General features: G+C 35.0%; 17 protein-coding genes, 1 tRNA gene and 1 pseudogene. 2 read left to right on the forward strand and 17 right to left on the reverse strand.

The window, feature by feature from the left end; genetic code table 11:
* Positions 1-154 precede the first annotated feature (154 nt).
* On the forward strand, positions 155-1216 hold the full coding sequence (locus BFG57_RS10135; protein ID WP_083249178.1) for a beta-carotene 15,15'-monooxygenase: 1062 nt from the start codon (positions 155-157) through the stop codon (positions 1214-1216).
* Between the two features lie 64 nt (positions 1217-1280).
* Here BFG57_RS10135 and BFG57_RS10140 read toward each other — a convergent pair whose 3' ends face one another.
* The 8 genes from BFG57_RS10140 to BFG57_RS10175 all read right to left on the reverse strand — a co-directional run bounded on the left by BFG57_RS10140 (position 1281) and on the right by BFG57_RS10175 (position 9979).
* The gene (locus BFG57_RS10140; RefSeq protein ID WP_083249179.1) at positions 1281-2192 is read right to left on the reverse strand and encodes a protein-ADP-ribose hydrolase; all 912 of its coding nucleotides are present in this window, start codon (positions 2190-2192) and stop codon (positions 1281-1283) included.
* Positions 2193-2480: 288 nt separating this feature from the next.
* A complete protein-coding gene (locus BFG57_RS10145) occupies positions 2481-3326 on the reverse strand; it encodes a Sir2 family NAD-dependent protein deacetylase (RefSeq protein ID WP_069717382.1) in 846 nt (281 codons plus the stop codon).
* A gap of 190 nt (positions 3327-3516) precedes the next feature.
* Entirely contained in the window at positions 3517-4020 is a 504-nt protein-coding gene (locus BFG57_RS10150) for an anthrone oxygenase family protein (protein WP_069717383.1), read from the reverse strand.
* A 109-nt stretch (positions 4021-4129) separates the two neighbouring features.
* Positions 4130-4684 carry a PadR family transcriptional regulator gene (locus BFG57_RS10155; protein WP_069717384.1) on the reverse strand — a complete coding sequence of 185 codons (555 nt, stop codon included), beginning with the start codon at positions 4682-4684 and terminating at the stop codon, positions 4130-4132.
* A 223-nt stretch (positions 4685-4907) separates the two neighbouring features.
* Positions 4908-7250 carry an ABC transporter permease gene (locus tag BFG57_RS10160; RefSeq protein WP_069717385.1) on the reverse strand — a complete coding sequence of 781 codons (2343 nt, stop codon included), beginning with the start codon at positions 7248-7250 and terminating at the stop codon, positions 4908-4910.
* On the reverse strand, positions 7250-7957 hold the full coding sequence (locus BFG57_RS10165) for an ABC transporter ATP-binding protein (RefSeq protein WP_069717386.1): 708 nt from the start codon (positions 7955-7957) through the stop codon (positions 7250-7252). The genes BFG57_RS10160 and BFG57_RS10165 overlap by 1 nt, the downstream gene beginning before the upstream one ends.
* A 354-nt stretch (positions 7958-8311) precedes the next feature.
* Entirely contained in the window at positions 8312-8941 is a 630-nt protein-coding gene (locus BFG57_RS10170; protein ID WP_069717387.1) for a type 1 glutamine amidotransferase family protein, read from the reverse strand.
* 75 nt (positions 8942-9016) lie between these two features.
* Complete coding sequence (locus BFG57_RS10175) at positions 9017-9979, reverse strand: helix-turn-helix transcriptional regulator (RefSeq protein ID WP_069717388.1); 963 nt, start codon at positions 9977-9979, stop codon at positions 9017-9019.
* 55 nt (positions 9980-10034) lie between these two features.
* Here BFG57_RS10175 and BFG57_RS19135 point away from each other — a divergent pair.
* Positions 10035-10379: pseudogene (locus tag BFG57_RS19135) on the forward strand (HD domain-containing protein); the annotation flags it as partial.
* A 183-nt stretch (positions 10380-10562) separates the two neighbouring features.
* Here the strand turns inward: BFG57_RS19135 and BFG57_RS10185 are convergent.
* The 9 genes from BFG57_RS10185 to BFG57_RS10225 form a co-directional block, all read right to left on the reverse strand.
* Positions 10563-11015, reverse strand: coding sequence for a nucleoside deaminase (locus BFG57_RS10185; protein WP_083249181.1), 453 nt, complete (start codon positions 11013-11015; stop codon positions 10563-10565).
* Between the two features lie 537 nt (positions 11016-11552).
* Positions 11553-13355 carry a glutamine--fructose-6-phosphate transaminase (isomerizing) gene (glmS, locus tag BFG57_RS10190; RefSeq protein WP_069717391.1) on the reverse strand — a complete coding sequence of 601 codons (1803 nt, stop codon included), beginning with the start codon at positions 13353-13355 and terminating at the stop codon, positions 11553-11555.
* A gap of 514 nt (positions 13356-13869) precedes the next feature.
* Positions 13870-15222 carry a phosphoglucosamine mutase gene (gene glmM / locus BFG57_RS10195; protein WP_069717392.1) on the reverse strand — a complete coding sequence of 451 codons (1353 nt, stop codon included), beginning with the start codon at positions 15220-15222 and terminating at the stop codon, positions 13870-13872.
* Positions 15223-15256: 34 nt separating this feature from the next.
* The gene (locus BFG57_RS10200; protein ID WP_175428323.1) at positions 15257-16498 is read right to left on the reverse strand and encodes a CdaR family protein; all 1242 of its coding nucleotides are present in this window, start codon (positions 16496-16498) and stop codon (positions 15257-15259) included.
* Positions 16485-17312 (reverse strand): diadenylate cyclase CdaA, encoded by an 828-nt coding sequence (cdaA, locus tag BFG57_RS10205; RefSeq protein ID WP_069717393.1) that lies wholly within the window; start codon positions 17310-17312, stop codon positions 16485-16487. Before cdaA ends, BFG57_RS10200 begins: the two co-directional genes overlap by 14 nt.
* 359 nt (positions 17313-17671) lie before the next feature.
* Positions 17672-18319: an anti-sigma factor family protein gene (locus tag BFG57_RS10210; RefSeq protein WP_069717399.1), complete on the reverse strand. Its 648-nt coding sequence runs from the start codon at positions 18317-18319 to the stop codon at positions 17672-17674.
* Between the two features lie 56 nt (positions 18320-18375).
* Complete coding sequence (sigW, locus tag BFG57_RS10215; RefSeq protein ID WP_069717394.1) at positions 18376-18933, reverse strand: RNA polymerase sigma factor SigW; 558 nt, start codon at positions 18931-18933, stop codon at positions 18376-18378.
* 399 nt (positions 18934-19332) lie between these two features.
* Complete coding sequence (rocF, locus tag BFG57_RS10220; protein ID WP_069717395.1) at positions 19333-20235, reverse strand: arginase; 903 nt, start codon at positions 20233-20235, stop codon at positions 19333-19335.
* A 191-nt stretch (positions 20236-20426) separates the two neighbouring features.
* A tRNA-Ala gene (locus BFG57_RS10225) sits at positions 20427-20502 on the reverse strand.
* Between the last annotated feature and the right edge of the window lie 4 nt (positions 20503-20506).

The following is a 20506-nucleotide window of genomic DNA, read 5'->3' on the forward strand; positions in this document are numbered from 1 at the left end:
TAAAGTATCAATTGAATAATGAAATCTCTCATTCATTAACAGTGGAGAATTTAGCTGATGTCAATCTACGGGAGATATTTTTCTAATGTTCAAAAAATACAAGAAAATACCACCCACCAATAAGTTACAATAATAACATAAGGAAGGTGATAATGTGATAGTTTTGCAACGAGAAAAGAAGAACTACATATGGATATCATTATTAATATTAGTGCTTCTTTGTAATTTTTTATTATATCGATCTTCTCTCCCCTCTCTCATAGTACCTGAGAAAGCGAAGTGGATCATATTTGGTTCTTTATTTGATTTAGCAGTCGTTTTGCCACTGCTCGTGTTAGCGATAAATAGAAAGAAAAATTTCCTAATCAGACGTTTTATCATTTTAATGGCTGGAGGAATTATCTTAACTAGATTTATAATTCCAACAGAATTCTTTAAACCGTATGTAGAAATATCCTATATAGGCTTTGCCATTGAAGGAGTAGTACTATTATTAGAATTATCTTTGATAGTTACAATGATTCGTTATATGCCAGCAGTTATTCAGCAAATACGTTTAAGTAATGAGAGCTTGTTGTTTTCTTTTGCTACAGCAATTGAAGAAAAAGTAAACACACGACCTATCATACAAGTTGTTACATCAGAGTTACTCTTATTTTATTATGCTTTTGCGTCATGGAGAAAGAGCTTACCAACTGGTCCAAATTACTTCACTTTATATAAAAATTCGAGCCTCATTCCATTACAAATCATGCTGATACACGCAATTATTCTCGAAACAATTGGAATCCATTGGTGGCTTCACAATCAGTCTATATTACTTTCAATCATATTGCTTATTTTAAATGTGTACTCAATTGTATTTTTTATTGGTGATATACAGGCTCTGCGCTTGAACCCTTTGAAAATAACCAATGATGATTTATACATTTCGCTTGGATTAACGAAAAGAATGGTATTACCGCTTAATAATATTGCGTTAGTAACTACGGACAAACAATCGTTAGAGAAGAAATTAGAGAAAGAGACAACGATAGAATTTATTGCTAGAGACCTAGAAGCTGTACATCCACATGTCATTCTAGAATTAAAGAACCCATGCAATGCGACACTTATGATGGGAATGAAAAAAACATACACAAAAGTTGCTTTACGCTTGGATGATCCTGCTAAATTTATAGAAACGCTAAAAGCTCGCATGTCAGAAAAATGTTGAATCAATTCGTTTAATAGTTTTCTCCAATGCCCTTTCGATAAAACGTTCTTATAACCTTATTAGTTTAACTATTAGCACTTTGTTGAAAGACTTTAAGGTATTCATGATAATCTTCTTCACCGAAAACATTAAATATGATTTTTTTAAAATGATTTGGTTGAGTTGCTAACCAGTCGTTGACCGTATCAATAGCAATGTTCGCCGCTTCTCGTTTTGGAAATCCAAATACACCTGTTGAGATCGCACAAAAAGCAATCGTTTCAATATTCTTAATTTCACGCGCCAATTCAAGACAAGAAATATAACAAGCTGCTAATTCTTCTTTTTGTTGTTTTGTCAATGTCGTTCCATTCGGTACAATCGGCCCAACTGTATGTAACACATATTGTGATGGTAGGTTATACGCTCTTGTAATCTTTGCACCACCTGTATGCTCTAATTCTCCTTGTTGAGACATAATGATTTCACAATCATTCCTTAATTGAGGTCCTGCTGCTGAATGGATTGCGTTATCAATACATGCATGTGATGGCTGGAAACAGCCTAACATGTACTTATTTGCCGCATTAACAATTGCACCAGCATCTAACTGTGTTATATCTCCTTGCCATAAGACGAACTTATCCGATTGTGAGAAAGGGTTGTTAGGAACTAGGTGTGAAACTGTATTGAGTTCATCTACTTTGACAACGCCTTTTTCCTTTAACTCTGTTTGTAAAAGAGAGTCCAGCTTTCTTAGAAATTCTTCATCTAATAACTTCGGTTGCCTGATGTTCAAAAGACCTCTTAATAACTGACGTTTACTAAAATGATCGGCAGGAATCTGAACATCTTTTGGAGCTTCGGGTTCTTGTAACAGCTTCGTAATTAACTCATCAACAACTTGTTCACTATCAACCTTAGCGGACGGTGATGGAATAAATTCTTCATATAAGTGAATTAAGTTAGCGTACGTCTGTAATGGTAATTGAGACATTTATGAATTCCTCCTTATAGAGGATGTTCAAATAGTCCGGAAAAAAAGACTGTACTTGCATTGGATGTGTTGATCCCACGTTCGCCACAGGACGTGGTTGGTTTTAGTGGGGCTTCCTTCATACCTTATTCGGCAAATACTAACTCGTATGTACCTGCGTCTGCAAGTGTTTTCGGAAAAATAAATTCCTCGGTACAAGGCTACAGAGATGCTTCTCAGTGCAGCTGCCTCACTCCGGCACCGCCTTGTTCTTCTCCGATCTTTTTGTCCTCCTTTTTGAACACGCTCTTATAACAATATTTCCGAAATAACTTTGTTCATGTCCTCATGAAATACTATCGTTTTATTTTCATTTTCCTTAAGACCTTCTGAGTGTTCTTTGTTTAAACGAAGTAACGTTGCATGTTCATTTTGCAACGTCATTTGTTCAAAAGGATAGCGAATAATACCAGGTGTATTATAACCAACTCCTAATTCGATATAGACATTTCGCTTTCCTGCTGATTGATTTAGAAATTCATTGTACACTTCATTGTGTTCATACCACTTTTTATCCTGAACAAAAAATTGATTAATTCTTAAGTTTGGGTCCATATTGCCACCACAAACAGGACATGTTGGAACAAGTTCGAAAGGTATCTTACAATTAATTGTTTCTTCAATCATTTCCTTTACCAATCGTTCATTATCATATAATGTGTCATGACAGCCTTTTGCACATTGTAAGTAACCGTAATTACCTTGAACCTCAAAAACTTTCTCACTAGGAAATCCTGATTTTTCGAATTGGCTTTCAACATTTGTTGTAATGACAAAATAGTTTCTATCCTTCACTAACTGAAACAAATCCTTGTACAGCTTTGTGGAACTAGGTTCATAACGATTCACGTAAATATGTTTTGCCCAGTATGCCCATCTCTCCTCTTGTGTCGGAAATGGGTAGAAAGCTGATGAATACATGTCGGTCAATCCGTACTTCTCAATAAATCGAGTAAAGTTCTGGGTAAATCTTGTTCCACTATACGTTATCCCAGCAGCAGCCGATAAACCTGCCCCACCACCTAATATAAGATTATCCGCGCTGTTAATTGCTTTTTTGGCTTTTTCTATGTTAGTTTGATAATTTTCATTCATATATACACCACCTGTTAAATTAGCATCATTCGAAAAACCGACCTTATTACATAATAAGGTCGGTTCGTTTCATTTTACACTATAGAACTTACAATTCCCACAAGAGAACAGATTACTAACAATATGATCCGATAACAGTATTAAAAACCAAACTAATATTTATAATCCATTTATTTTTCTTATAATTATCCTAATCAATGACTTTTTTTGATGTACGCATGACCAAAGCAATGATATAGAGAGCAAAGGAAAGTCCGGCAAATAAAACTCGCAAAGCATTAGCCTGATTCCAAGAATCACGAACTTGCATCCAATGTTGTGGAAGTGCTTGTGGATTCCAGCTTTCCGTTTCATAATTCAATGGTAAATTCACTTGATGAGTAAAAACAATGATACCAAAAATATAAAGGAATCCAGCTGTAGCGATTAGCCAAAATGGTACTGTTTTATAGTGTTGGATATTGGCTAAGATTGCGATGATAGCTGCTGCTCCACCTCCAAAGAAAAAAACAAAGAATGCAGGATGACGGACATTTACATTAAATAAAGACTGAACTGTTGCATAAGTTTCTCCGTTCACTTCTAACATAGCTAAATTGACATTAAATGTGTATGTGTAGAAGAATCCAGCCATAACCCCAACGATTAACAACGCGAAAGCCAACGTACCATTTTCAAGATAGTTAGTTCTCATAACCATTCCCCTTATATATTCAAATTTGATTACTTAAATTAATTATACTCAAATTTGAATATAATTCAAGGATTTACCAAAGATAATCCTATTAATTATTTCTTCATATTCACTTTTCCTTAGACATAATTAGATCAATATTTTTAACTGCATCTTGAATCCATTCTTTTTCAGCTTCAAACAAACGTTTCTCGTGCTGAATGAAAAAAGAGTCATAGTTGTATCGAGAACTCTCTGAATCAAGTGAACTCAAATGTGCTTCCATAGCATTCAGTTTTTCATCAATAATTTCAATTGCTTTATTTGCGTATTCTTTAATCTCTCTTTCTGTACGACGCACATTAAATTTTAATGCTAATTTAAATCCATAAAAGTCAGGAAACAACCCCAGAAATGCTTCTTCCTGAAACAAATCGAATCTTTTCTTTCCCTCTTCTGTTACTTTATAAATTGTTTTTTCTGGAAAATTCCCTGATTGTATTTTTTCGATTTCACAAATGAATCCACCTTTGTGTAACTGTTTGATTGCATGATAAATAGAACCTATCTTAACATCTAACCACTGATTAATTCTTTTTTGATCATATGCTTGTTTAATATCATAACCGCTACCTTGTTCAAACTGTTCTAAAATACCTAAAACAATAAACTGTGCTTTATTCATATTTCTTTCTCCTTAATGTTATTAGTTAACTACTCAAATTTAACTAATCAAGTTGCATTTAATATACTTCCCTGTCATACAATAGTCAACTGTTCATATTAAGTTTATTCACTTCTTTTTAATTAAATATTTACTCATTATCTGACTATGTCTGACCCAATTAAGACAAATGAAAAAATCCTGACAATATTAATCAGGATTTTTACTCAATCTTTATTTACAGCTACTCCACACTTTTTAACGATTCAATCATATCTATTTTTGTAACTTTTCGTCTGAGAAGTAAATTAGATACTATAGTTAAGAAAAATGTTAGTAATACAGCCAGTACGACCGTACCAAAGCCGAGTTTATTAGGAATTTGTTGATTGGTGCTAGATAGTGCTTCGACAACTAGTTGATACATATAATGACTTATCGGTAGTGCTACAAAAACTGCAAAAGTAGTCAGCATTATATTTTCAACGAAGATAATTCTGTTAATCTTATTTTTTTGATACCCTAATACCTTTAGCGTGGCAAGTTCACGTGTACGTTCATATATGTTAATGGATGATATCGTAAACATTGCTCCAAATGATAACACAACCGCACAAAGAATGAAGATAATAAATACTGGATTGTTTTGTTTGATAATATTATCGACCGACTTTTTCACATCATTCTTATCAGAAACGGTATCAACAGAAGGGTCTTGTTGCAAATAATTTAAGACACTAGCTTTATCGGCTCCATTGTTCACTTCAACTAATAGAGAAGTGGGATTAAAATCAACACCAAGACTACTCATATACTCCGGTGTACTATAAAAGGAAGGATTCGTATATTGTGTCGAAATGTTTGATACCTGTATGGCTACAGATTGTCCTTTCATTTCAGGGGCGATTAATTTAAGTTTTATCATATCTCCCCTTGCTATGTTGTATTGGTCAGCATATGATTTCGGAATCAGTACTCCCGTATCATCTAAAGCTATTCGATTATGATACTCATCAAAGAAATGAATAAGGTTATTTTCTTTTTCCGTAACGGTTAAGGTTGCATTCTTCTCATCACTGAAATCAACAAATTCAATTGGGATAGTTGATAACGAAAAATACTTATCTACATCAGTTGGTAGTTTAACAGAATCCCATTCTAACTCGTCTTTATAGTCAACTTTATAATCGTATGTATAAACCTTATTGATCTGAGCAGCAATCGATTGCATCGAAGTTTCAAAGCCAAATGCAGTAATTAAGAGGATCACACAAACGATTACTCCAACTGAACTTGCCAAAGCCTTTTTGGGGTTCAGAAAAATGTTTCTCAAAATCAGCTTCTTACCATAAGGTAGTTTCGTCCAGATCCCCGGAATTCTTTCAATTACTATTTTCTTCATTTTCTTTGGTGGTTTTGGACGTAACGCCTGTGCTGTTCGTTCCTTCAATACATTTCTCCCACTCAAATAACATGCGATCACCCCAAAAAAGACGGAAACGACGATCGGCGGAAAAATCGTGAAAAACGAGACTGACAAGCTAAAATTCGGTAACGAATACGTTTGATGGATAACAGAATCAAGTAATGGCACAAGTGTTATAGCTGTAATAAGCCAGCCTACTATAGATCCAACGACACCAACGAGAATAGGATACCCCACATAATGGAACAAAATGTTTCGATCTGTCACACCTAGTGCTTTCATAATACCTATTTGATTTCTCTGCGAGTCGATCACCCTTGACATTGTGAGGAAAATTGTCACAGCAGCAACCATAAACAAAATTAGTGGAGAAACTGTACTCATCAATTTGTTATTATTTATCGTTACATTTATTGCCGAATAACTTACCGCTCTGTCCTTATTTACTAAGTACAGATAAGGAAGTTCTTTTGAATAACCTTCAATTGACTTACTTATTTGATTGCTGTCATAGTCTTCTTCCACATCTACAATCACTTCATTATAATAAGGATTACCTGCTATTTCTTCTATTCGCCCTTCATCAATGTAGGCTACACCATAAGTTTTATGGTCTGGTAGTACAAGAGATGGGTCCTCAATATTAAATGCATGTTCCACGTTCTCACCGAAACCACTAATAACAAAATCAAAACTGCCTTGATTGTTATTAATCGTAACAGTATCGCCAATCTTATAGTCATGCTCGTTTCCATATCGAGAATCTAATAAGATTTCTTCCTTACCTGATGGAATACTGCCACTTGTAACAGCAATCGTGTTGATTTCATTATTTTGTGGAATTGTATGTATCTTCAAGGTGGCTTTATATCCTTCAAATGTTTGATTGGCATCAAATGTATATCGTCCTTCTACCTTATTGATGCCCTCAATTTCTTGCATAGAATATAGTTCATCTTTTGTAATTTGGCTATAATGGACATTTAAATCAGCTAAATTATGCTCTTCAAAATATTCTTTCGTATAAGCACTAAGTTCATTGCTTAGCGTGTTAAGTCCAGTATAGAAGAAAGTACCTACTGCAATAACTACTACAATGGCGATAAATTGCCCGATCGACTGCTTTATATCTCTTAATAATTTTAAGGGTAATTTTTTCATTACCACTCAATCCCCTTAATACTTTCTGTTACGTCATTCGTTATCACTTCTTCTATTTTTCCACTTTTCACTTTGATAACTCTATCAGCAATTGGGGCGATGGCAGAATTGTGCGTAATTAAGACGATACATTTTTGTGTTTCCTTATTTAAATTCTGAAGCAAATTTAGTACTGATTTACCTGTCTGATAGTCTAATGCACCAGTCGGTTCATCACAAAGTAATAATAAAGGATTTTTGGCAACCGCTCTAGCAATCGCAACCCTTTGCTGTTCACCACCAGACAGCTGTGAAGGAAAGTTATCCTTACGTTCATTAAGTCCTACACTCCCCAGTACTTCCTTAGCATCCAAATGATCATTACACACTTCAGAAGCAAACTCTACATTCTCCAAAGCAGTTAAGTTCGGGATTAAATTATAAAATTGAAATACAAAACCTACTTCTTCTGCCCGAAATGACGTTAATTTCTTTTCATCGTATTGTGTAATGTTATTTCCATTCACAAATACCTCTCCTGAAGAGGCAACATCCATGCCTCCGAGAATATTTAAAATGGTACTCTTTCCTGCTCCACTTGCCCCTAGTATTACGACGAATTCTCCCTCATAGATCGTAAAGTCTACTCCATCTAAAGCTTTAATCGATACGTCACCAAGCTGGTATTCTTTCGTAACGTTTTTGAACTCTATTAATCTCTTCTTCACTCAAGCATCTCCTCTTATCCTATAGTTACAACTATTAACAGAATTTCCTTGAGTTATAAATTATGAGTTTTATTTTATCTATTAAATACCATAGTTACATTTATTACCTATATATATATTACCATTTTAATGGTATTTTATATTGTCCAAAAAGTTAAATATTTAGGAATATAAATTGATGATATAAAAAAACAAAGGATTTAAAGGATTAATTGATCGTCATCGATCATGAGATAAGAGGAAACAGATAGATGGATGTATGAGATTAAGGCTGGAGATAAATTAAACAGGGCTTAAATAGAAGTTAAATAAGTTAAATGATAAGCCCCATTTATAGTATTAATTGATTTTTACTTATCTTTTTATTGAATTCACTAACTCGAAGAAGTATTCAGGTTGGTGTGTCTTATTAAGGTTATACCATGCATGATATGAATCTGGTTCAAAGACATCTAATTTTTGCAGTACTTCGAGTGCAAATTCCAGAGGAGCAATTCCTGATGCAGTAATTAAATTCCCATCAGATACAACAGGTCCGATTTCGTAATTTTTTTCGCCTTTATAATTAGGACAGACCATTTTCAAATATTCTAAGTCATTGCTCGTATGCTTTTTACAATCTAGGTATCCACCATTCGCTAAACCTGCAGTTGCTCCACAAATTGCAGCAACAATTGTACCAAGCTTTAGTGCTTCACTAGCTTTTTCTAAGATAGGCTGATGAATATGTTCTTCCCACGTATCTCCACCAGGTAAAATTAATAGATCATCACTTTTAAGATTACATTCATTAACAGATATATCTGGTTTGATGTTCAGCCCTCCCATTGTAGTAACAATTTCTGTATTCATTCCTACTGTAACTACTTGTAAAGGTGCTAAATCTTTCTTGAAATATCGACCTGTATTTAGTTCAGCAATTAAATAACCATATTCCCAGTCTGCCATTGTATCAAATGCGTAAAGATAAACTGTCGTCTGCATCCAATAACACTCCAATCACAATTAATATAACCTATTATAATTTACCTTCACTGACAACTGTCGTCAGTGAAGTTGTTATACTTGATGAAATGTTATCAATTCAGATAGAACTTCAATCAGTCTTTCCTTAAGACTTATTGGCTCAACAATTTGAATGGACTTACCGTACTGTAATAGGAAATAAGGTACATGTTTAAGCATCATATCTTTTTCAAAAAGAAACTTAGCTTGATTAGCTGTCCGTTCTTGCAAATAATGACCTAAAAACCAATGTTGACACAAATCATCCAATACCTTTGCATCCCCATTAACAACCATAGAAATAATCGATTCCTTATCCTCCATAGTTGGAAGGAGGTTTTTCAAAAAGTAGTCGCGTGCTGAAAAATTTTCAGGGAGATTAAATTGTTCTTCTGTTAGCATGAGACTTTCAATTCGATCTACTCTAAAACTACGGACATCATTCCTAAGGTGACAATATCCAATCACATACCACTTATTATTCCAATAAATAATTCTATATGGATTAACTAATCTATATATTGATTGTTCTTTGCTATTTTTAGCGTATAAAATCTTAATCGTGTACACTCCAGATACCGCTTGCTCCAACTCCTTTAAAATAGGTTCAACAGTGAGGGCACTTATTTTACTTATTACTTCAAGACTCGTTAAATGTTGGTTTACCTTTGTTTCCTGCTCTTGATTAGAATAATTTCTAAGCTTCGAAATTGCTCTATTTAGTGCTTCACCTCCATAGTATCCCGCCTCATCTGCAAAAACAGCAGCATGTAATAATGAAGTTTGCTCCTCAAAATCAAAAAAGAGTGGAGCTTCAATAAAATTGTTCAATAACGTATATCCACCGTTATGTCCTGAATCTGAAATGATAGGTACACCGCTCGTTGAAAGAGTATCAATGTAACGGTATACAGTCCTTATATTCATCTCTAACTTTTCAGAAATTTGTTTTGCTGTTATTTTCTCACCTGAACTAAGCATCCATAGAATTGCTAGTACATTATCAAGTTTAGGCATGTTATTGCACCTCTATATGAAATTTAATAATTGTTATTTTTGTTCTCGAAATAATAGTATGTTCATTTACTACCTTTTTGAAAATAAAGAAGAAGACTATCATGAGAAAATATATAGTTCAGTTGTTAAGAATTCAAAAATCCCTACAATTTTAGCTAAATATGATTATACTCTTCGTGATATGTATAAATGTGGATATATTACGTTAAAAGAGGTTCATCACTTTTTGAACAACTTAATAGTTGCAGAAGGAAAAATGTACCTTTAAAACATTGAAGTAGCTGAATGGTTTGTTAAAACGTATTACAAAGAAGTAATTGACTTTTTTATGGACCCGCTAAATATCTGTGGCAATGATATGTTGGCGAAAACTTTGAAACTATCATTAGAAAAAAAGGTAAGAATTATGAGTAATGCAGCATATGAAAAAGCACAAATGGGATGTATGTAAGAATACTCTCTAACTAAGTTAGTATTCAATGCTTTTGAAATAAAGGGATTGATTGTGAAACAAGTAAAAAGAATGATACATAATACTCATGAGTATTATGTATCCTCCCTTATTATTTTAGATGTTTCTGATTTAAAATTTATAGCCTTCAAATACTTTTAATCCCTCTTCATTTAATACTTTCTCTACCACTACTGGTTTTTGAGGGCTTTTATCAAATACTTCTTTGCATGATATCATAATGTTACTACCTGCTATTTCTGCTAATTGATCGTGAGATACACTGTATACCATTTTCCCAAGATTCGACCAAACCATAGATCCAGAGCACATTACACAAGGCTCACAACTCGTATATAGGCTATATTGACTTAAATCAAAAATATTATGTTCAGCACAAAACTTTCTAATAAGTCCGATTTCAGCATGGTGAGTAGGATCACACAAAGTATTAATTTTATTTTCCCCAATCATAACTACTTCATCATCTTTTACTAATATAGCTCCAAAAGGCTCATTTCCTGCCGTTCTAGCTTGAAAAGCTATATCCAGTGCCTTTTTCATGAAATATTCATCATTTTTCATCATTATTATTAAACCTCCATCCAACTGATTAAAACTACTTATTTTTTATTATTGTCACTAACTTCACTGTTTACTTAAGATTTGTTAAAGGATTATTTTCACGCACTGAAACTCCTCCGAATTCAGATTAGAATAAAAAGATTCAATCACTGCGATATGCCAACAGTATCCCTCACATGACATACTACTCACTTATTTGAAAGAGGAGCTTTTTTATCCAGTTTTCATCATTCCTCCTGTAGTTCATTACAAAAGAAAGTATATACCTAAAAGTAATTTGAAAGTCAATCTATTTTTTTACTGGATTTTGAATCTAAGTCAAATACTCTGTTTCGTCTTGGATGACCAACTTATCAAACATTATAATTTCTATTGGGAATGATTTTATAGTAATTGATATTAATGTTTTTTTTGCTTCATTGTAGGAAAAAATAAAAAAATAACCTCTTACAGGCATAATGCTGAAGAGGTTACTTCTAATCAAGCTTTATTAGTAATGAACAATCTTTTTTATAAAACTATATTTCTAAAACTTTATTATTCTACTGTAACTGACTTCGCCAAGTTTCTTGGTTTGTCAACATCACAACCACGGTGTAATGCTGCATAGTAAGAAATCAATTGCATTGGGATAACAGAAACGAGTGGTGTTAGAAGTTCGTGAACTTTCGGAATGACGAAACGATCACCGTCTTCTTCTAGTCCCTTCATGCTAATGATGCACGCACTTGCACCACGAGCTTCGACTTCTTTCACATTACCACGAATGCTTAAGTTCACTTGCTCTTGTGTCGCTAGTGCAATGACAGGTGTGCCATTTTCAATAAGAGCGATTGTTCCGTGCTTAAGCTCTCCACCAGCGAAACCTTCCGCTTGGATGTAAGAGATTTCTTTTAGTTTCAACGCACCTTCAAGACCGACATAATAGTCAATGCCTCGACCGATGAAGAAACAATTTCTAGTTGTTGATAAATATTCACGGGCGATGTATTCCATTTCATCTTTTTGGTCAGTAAGAGCTTCCATTGCTGTTGCAACGATGCTCAGTTCTTGGATTGGATCGAACTCAAGTTCAATTTCTTTCACGTGTGCTGTATCAACAGCAAGGATTGCTAACACTGCCATTTGTGCTGTGTATGCTTTCGTTGAAGCTACAGCAATTTCAGGACCTGCATGTAACGGCAATGTATAATCTGCTTCCCTTGAAAGTGTTGAACCTGGTGCATTTGTTAGTGTCAATGCTTTATAACCCATCTTGTTTGTTTGCACAAGCACACTACGGCTATCTGCTGTTTCACCACTTTGAGAAATATAGATGAACAAAGGGTTCTCAGAGAGCATTGGCATATTGTAAGAGAATTCACTTGCAACATGAACCTCAACAGGAATTTTCGCAAGTTTCTCGATGAATTGCTTTCCAATTAGTCCAGCATGGTAACTCGTACCGCATGCAATGATATAGATTCGGTCTGCTTGTTTCATAGCTTGACGCACATCTTCTGGTAGATTTAAACGACCGTTATCATCTTGGTATTCTTGCATAATCTTACGTATAACGAACGGTTGTTCATCGATCTCCTTCATCATGAAGTGAGCATAAGTGCCTTTTTCGATATCATTTACATCTAGTTCACATGTAAATGGTGCACGTTCCTCTACTACACCATCAAGTGTTTTGATCGTGATGTTCTCACGCGTAACGATAACAACTTCACCGTCCATCAATTCAATATATTGATCCGTAACTTGAAGCATTGCCATCGCATCACTTGCCACAACGTTAAAGCCTTCACCCTTACCAGCAAGTAGTGGGCTCTTATTCTTAGCAGCATAGATTGTATCTGGATCTTGCTCATCAATTAATGCAATTGCGTAAGACCCTTTCAACTTCTTCAATGCTTTACGAAATGCATCTTCAACAGTAGCACCTTTATTAACAAAAGTCTCGATCAGTTGAACGATAATTTCTGTATCTGTTTCACTTGCTAAACTAAGGTGTGAAAGATAATCCTCACGTAATTGACGGTAGTTTTCGATAACACCGTTATGCACGAGTGTAAAACGACGTGAATCACTTTGATGTGGGTGTGCATTTGTTTGACTTGGCACACCATGTGTTGCCCAGCGTGTATGACCGATTCCGTGTGTTGAGCTCACATTATCATCTACTACACTACGTAAGTCTGCAATGCGCCCCTTCTCTTTGAACACTTTAACACCGTTATCTGCAACGACAGCAATACCTGCTGAGTCATAACCTCTATATTCTAATTTTTCCAATCCGTGTAATAAAATTTCCTTCGTATCTTTCTGACCAATATATCCTACAATTCCGCACATAAGTTTTCTTCCTCCTATTAGATAGGGCAAAGGAAGCGGGGCTTTCTTTGCCCCGTGAATATAATGATCACATTTCTAACTTTGTGCAAAGAGTCACCTCTTTGTTTTAGATAGAAACTTACGGCTGTGATTGTGCAACCGGGAGGCACCCGCTGAAAGTTCGATAATCCTCCTCCTCGTCAACTATTCTTCTTCACATGAAAAATAGTTCAAGCGCTTTTAAGTTGTTACCTTACAATCCTCCTTCCCATTATTGAATCACAATATTCATTTTACATGTAAGATGAATTATCTGTCAATTATTAATATAAGGCACTAAAGAAGTCTACAGTTCATACTTGTATCATAATAATTGTATGTTGTTAATTCTCCTAAACGTGTACCCTGATTCCTACAAGCTTTAAGATCAATATATTACGAACAGATAATTCTTTTTTACCGCTTAATAAAAAATATGCATAAGCGGATTCTTTTGTTCCACTTATGCATATCTTTATTTATTTATTTATTTATTTTACTCATCACTCATACCAAGCTGTACATTAACAACCTCGACTACTTTATTCACATATATTTCACACAGCTCTTTTGTTGGAGCTTCAGCCATTACACGTACGAGTGGCTCTGTGCCAGACGGACGTACAAGAATACGTCCATCCCCATTCATTTCTTGTTCTACTTCTTTTATTGCTTCAATAATATGACTATTTGAACTTACTTGCTGTTTATCTGTAACACGTACATTTTTTAATACTTGTGGGAATTTCTCCATCTCTCCAGCTAACTCAGATAGACTTCTTCCTTCGGCTTTTAATATGTTGACAAGCTGAATAGCTGATAACAATCCATCTCCAGTAGTCGTGTAGTCTAAGAAAATAATGTGCCCTGATTGCTCACCACCAAGGTTATAACCTTCCTTGCGCATTTCTTCCATGACATAACGGTCACCTACTGCCGTCTTCACACTATGTATCCCTTGTGCTTCTGTAGCCTTGTAAAAACCTAAATTACTCATAACAGTTGAAACAACTGTGTCATCCTTCAGTTGACCTTTGTTCTTCATATATTTTGCGCAAATAAACATAATCTGATCGCCATCAACAATCTGACCTTTCTCATCAATAGCAATAAGGCGGTCACCATCTCCATCAAAAGCTAGACCGATGTCGGCCCCTTCTTCAAGTACAAGCTGTGCCAATTTCTCAGGATGTGTAGAACCGACTCCATCATTTATATTAATCCCATCAGGTGAGTTTCCCATCGTGCAAATATCTGCTTCTAAATCAGCAAATAGGTGTGGTGCTAGGCTTGACGTGGCACCGTTTGAACAATCAAGTGCGACCCTTAAACCAGAGAAGTCCTCTTCAACCGTTTGTTTTAAGTATTGAAGATATTTCTGTCCAACTTCAAAATAATCATTAATTTGTCCAACATTTGCTCCTGTTGGTCGTGGAACTGAATTATCTTCATTGTTAAGTAGATCTTCGATTTCTTGTTCTTGAGCATCAGTTAATTTAAAACCATCCCCCCCAAAGAACTTAATTCCGTTGTCTTCAAAAGGGTTATGAGAAGCAGAAATCATCACGCCTGCTTTCGCACCTAATGCTCTTGTTAAATAGGCTACTCCTGGTGTTGAAATAACACCAAGTCGCATTACTTCAATACCTACAGATAACAGTCCCGCTGCAAGTGCACTTTCAAGCATTTCTCCTGATATACGTGTATCTCGTCCAATAAGAACTTTCTTTTCTTCTGCATCTTTCGTTAATACATATCCACCATAACGACCTAACTTAAAAGCAAGCTCAGGGGTCAACTCTTCATTAGCAATACCCCTCACACCATCAGTTCCAAAATAATTTCTCATTTATATCGCTCCTTCACTGCAATAAACATTTCTTTTACTCATTCTTTACTATTTTTACAGTTACATTTGATTTACTTAATTTCCACTCTACATTTTGTGGTCCAGACACTTCTAAATCGATTTTATGTTGTCCACTTTTATAATCTCCGGTATATAGAGCGACCTTAATGTCTTCTGCTGTAATATTATCTAGTACACTTTTTGCCCCTAATATAGTTACATCTACTTTCCCATTTTCAGGACTAACAAAGGTAACTTTCGTCGATTCAGATCCATTTACTTTGATTTCAATATCTTCCAAAACTTTCTCTACTTTTTCTTCTATTGAGACATTCACTTGAACTTTATCTGGATTCACCTTCACTGCCCAATCTGGCAATGGCACATCAATATTCATTGAAGTATCTGAAGTAAGTTTGGAGAGATCGATTTCAAGGTTTTCAATTAACTCAATTTTTTCAAGCTCTTCCAAAGGCCCGAAGATAGTTACTTCATTTGGTACGACTTCAATTGATTTAATACTCAAATCGGTCGGAAGCTCTCCTTTTCGTTCAATACTGATTGGAACCGTTTTGTTAGGTGCCGTTATTGGCACTCTTACTTCGACTACAGTCGGTTCAACTTCTAACTCTAATTGGTTACCTTCATTATCAAACACTTTTAAAGGCACATTTTTCATAATCGTTTCTGTTGCATCTTTCAAATCAACATACGCTTTAACACTTGAAATTCGCTGAACCAAATCTTTCGGTCCTGACACCTTTACATTGTTTGGCAGTACTATCGGCTCTTCTGCTTTATAACCTTCTGTTATCTTCGATTTATTTAAGAAATCTACTTCTATAGGCATAATTTGATTAACCTTTTCGTGAAGGATCACATTTGCTACTACTGGGTCAATTTGGACATCTAGTTTTGATGAAAAACCTCGTGCTAGTAAATCAAATCGTCCTGAACCTAAGTCTGCTTCACTAAGGTCGATATAAATTTCGTATTCATTTTGAAGCTTTGCCTTTGTAACATCACTTCCAGGCCCTTTTATATAAACATTTGCGCTTTCTGGTATACCGCTAACAGTATACTTATCTTTGTCATAATAAACATTTACAGGTACATTCGCGATAACTTCTTGCTGGTCTCCACCTGTTGGAAGAAGTGATGGTGTTGAAGGTGTGGTTGTTGGATCCATATTAATTGTTGTATATAACATCACGCTTAAGAACACTGCGACAATTTTCACGAACCAAGGACTATTCAAGAGTTTATCGATTTTCATTCTTCTTCCCCCTTCTATACCACGGTGTTGAGGAAGTTGATTTCGTTGCACCTGAAAGTTCCTTAAGCAACATTTCATGCAATGTATTACTATCTAACTCGCGATGTAGTTCAGCATTTTTTGTAAGTGAAACATGACCCGTTTCTTCTGATACGATAATCGTTACACCATCGGTGACTTCACTTATACCTAATGCAGCTCGATGTCGAGTACCAAGTTCTTTCGAAATAAACGGACTTTCAGATAACGGTAAATAACAAGCAGCTGCTTGAATTTCATTTTGCTTCAAAATAACAGCACCATCATGAAGCGGGGTATTCGGTATAAAAATATTAATTAATAATTGCGAAGAGATTTTGGCATGCAATGGTATTCCCGTTTCAATATAATCGCCCATTCCTGTAGCACGTTCAATTGTCACTAACGCCCCAATACGGCGTTTTGCCATATAATCAACTGCCTTAAGAATTTCATCAATGGAATTAACTGTATCCTCTTCATCAAATACTCCACTACGAGCAAAAATTCTTCCTCTCCCTAGTTGTTCTAATGCACGACGTAACTCAGGTTGAAATATGATGATAATCGCTAGAAAACCCCATGTAAGTGCTTGGTTCATTAACCATTGTAGAGTCGTTAAACCGAAAAAACTGCTAATAAACCACACACCTATAATGACAAATATTCCCTTCAAAAGTTGGACGGCTTTTGTACCACGAATAATCATGATTAATTTGTAAATGACATATGAAACGAGGAGAATGTCAATTATTGCGCCAAGGTAATTAGGAATTGAGAAATTTCCAACAGGCATTTTGGCACTTCCTTCTCACATAGATTCAGTTATTATGTATACAATATAAACTAATTTATTATATCACATTTTAAGTAAACAGGATGTTTCTGATTACTTGTAGGGATTATATTCAGCTGAACAATAAATTTCATCAACACAAAGGTACACTGTAACCAGTTATTGATTGGTCTTTATACAGTGAAACGATCTTTTTGTTATTGAAGCCTTGAAAATGTAATTATTGATTATTCTTAGTCATATTACCTTTTTTCATGTATATATAAAAATAAGTAAAATATGTAATACCTTATTTAAATCCCTTATGTTTGTCTCTCTTTCTATATTAAAGAAATACCACATAGAAAAAAAGAGCCATCTTACATGAAGACGGCTTTACTTTCTATAGTATTATCCCTTTGTTCAAAGTTAAAGACTTTCCCGAATGATTCTTTAATATTGTACCAAATCCAATCAAACGCTGCGTTTATCTCTTCTAGTTCTCCAGTAACATTACCTGCAGATGCCATATATTTTTTCCCGTTAATAACGACGACATCTCCCCGAACTTCACCTTCTATCTTAATATCACCGTTACGTACAATTACATCTCCTTCTACAACTTCACCTTCTGGAACGATAACAAGTTGATTTTCTATTTTCAAATTCTTTTGCTTTGAAACTGAAAACTGTTCACCTTGGTCCCATAACGACAATACACTGCTCATCATTAATAACATAAAGACTGCAGCTGCAGACAGGAACGGATGCGACCGTAACCAACGTCGATAACCAACGCTCTTCTTTTCCTTAGGTAGTGCTTTCATTACATTAGCAGTGAAACCACTTGGTGCCTCAATATGTGTTGAACTTTGTATAATTGCAATAGTTTTCTTCAAATGATGAAAATGTTGCCTACAGTCTTCACATTGCTGCAAATGTTCACGCAAGATGGTTTCCTCTTGAGATGTAGTTTCTTCATCTAAATACTTATGCATTAGCTCCACAATTTCTTGTGAACATTTCATCATCTTTCACCTTCTTTACTTAACATATGATGAAACAGGCGTTTTTTCTATAATAGTTATTTAAGCCGTTTCCTTAATGCCTCTCGACCACGATGTATTCGTGTCTTGACAGTATTGATTGGTAGATCTAACACTTGACTAATCTCTTTAAGTGAGAGCTCTTCAATATATTTTAATACTATGGCTGCACGGTATTTTGGTGGTAGTGCAGATATTTCATTTTGAATCCATTCCTGCAACTCTAAGCTCTCTACATCTTCCTCTGGGAGTGGACCTTTATCAGCAATTTGAGAATATAACGTCAAACCTTCCGAACCAGCAATTTCTTGATCCAAGAAGTAATCTGGTTTCTTTTTTCTAATACGATCGATGGATAAGTTAGTCGCAATTCGAAATAGCCACGTTGAGAATTTGCGATTCGTGTCATAGCTATTAATATTTACATATGCACGAATGAAGGCCTCTTGTGCAATATCTTCTGCTTCGTGTGCATTGCCAAGCATACGATAACAAAGCTGATAAACTTTATCCTTATACAGCTCTACAATCTCAGCAAATGCGTCTTGATCGCCTTTTTTCACTTGTTCAATGCGTTTTTTTACGATTGATTCCATTTTGCTACCTCCGCTCATTGCGGCTATAGTTTATATACGTTTCTCACATAATTAAGGTTTCAATTTTTTATAAAAAATGTTCAATTATTAATATCAAACAAATATGTATGTTCACTTTTTTCGTTCTTTAGTTAAATAATTGGTCTTAAATAAATAATCAAACTTAGTTTAAGTAGATGGAAAAGAAACTATAATGCATTGCGAGTATTACTTTATTTTAACAAATTTCCTAACAATATGTTTATTTAAGATAAAATTCATAAGAACGTTTTGAAATGTATGTAAGTAGCCCTTAGATGTAGCTAGTAAACGTGTAAAGGGATTTAAACAATATTTGATCGATTACATAGAAAAAACAGTAACATATGCTACTGTTTTTTCTATGTATTCAAAAGTACTTTATTTTAATTTCTCACCAAATAATGAACCAATTAGTGCAACTGCAACTGTTGCAGTTTTGTTTTTTTCATCTAATATTGGGTTAACTTCAACAAATTCAGCTGATGTAATAATATCTGCTTCCGCAAGCATTTCCATTGCTAAATGGCTTTCGCGATAGCTAATACCACCGATTACTGGTGTTCCAACCCCTGGAGCATCGTTAGGATCTAATCCATCTAGATCAAGACTTAGATGAACACCATCTGTTTTAGCTGACAGGTAATTAATGGCTTCTTCCATAACAGCCGTCATTCCAAGTCGATCGATTTCATGCATCGTGTATACTCGAATGCCTTTGTCACGAATTAACTCTTTTTCACCTTCATCTAACGAACGTGCACCAATGATAACAATATTCTCAGGTTTTACTTTCGGTAAAGAGCTTCCGATATTCGTCAACTTATCATCACCAATACCAAGGCTAACTGCAAGAGGCATACCATGAATGTTGCCCGAAGGTGATGTATCACCTGTGTTCAAATCACCATGTGCATCGTACCATATGACCCCAAGATTCTTATAATGACTCGCTACACCGGCTAACGTACCAATGGCAATGCTATGATCTCCACCAAGTACTAATGGGAATCGATTTGAACCAATTACGTCATTAACCTTCTCTGCTAATTTTTCACTAGCTTCTGATACTTCTTTTAAATTCTTTAAATTATTCTCGCTTGCCACTTCTACATTTTTAGGACGCCCAATTTCAATGTCACCTAAGTCTTTAACATCATACTTAAGCGATTCTATTCGTTCTACCACTCCAGCATATCGAATTGCACTTGGACCCATATCTACGCCACGACGAGTTTGTCCAAGGTCCATTGGAACTCCAATAATAGATACTTCTTTTTTCATAAAACTTAACCTCCTCATTTCCTCCCACACTCTCTATTGTAGCCATTTTCTGAACAATGACTCAACTCAACAGAAAAATGTATATCTATGCGTTTTAATATAGGAAAATTAGGCTAAATTCAGTTTCTTTTTTTATAAATAAACACAAAAAAAGCTTATACCATTTGGTTAAGCTTATAAATTCATTTAATTGGTGGAGCCTAGCGGGATCGAACCGCTGACCTCCTGCGTGCAAAGCAGGCGCTCTCCCAGCTGAGCTAAGGCCCCATTC

The organism is Bacillus solimangrovi, assembly GCF_001742425.1.
Lineage (GTDB): Bacteria > Bacillota > Bacilli > Bacillales > Bacillaceae_N > Bacillus_AV > Bacillus_AV solimangrovi.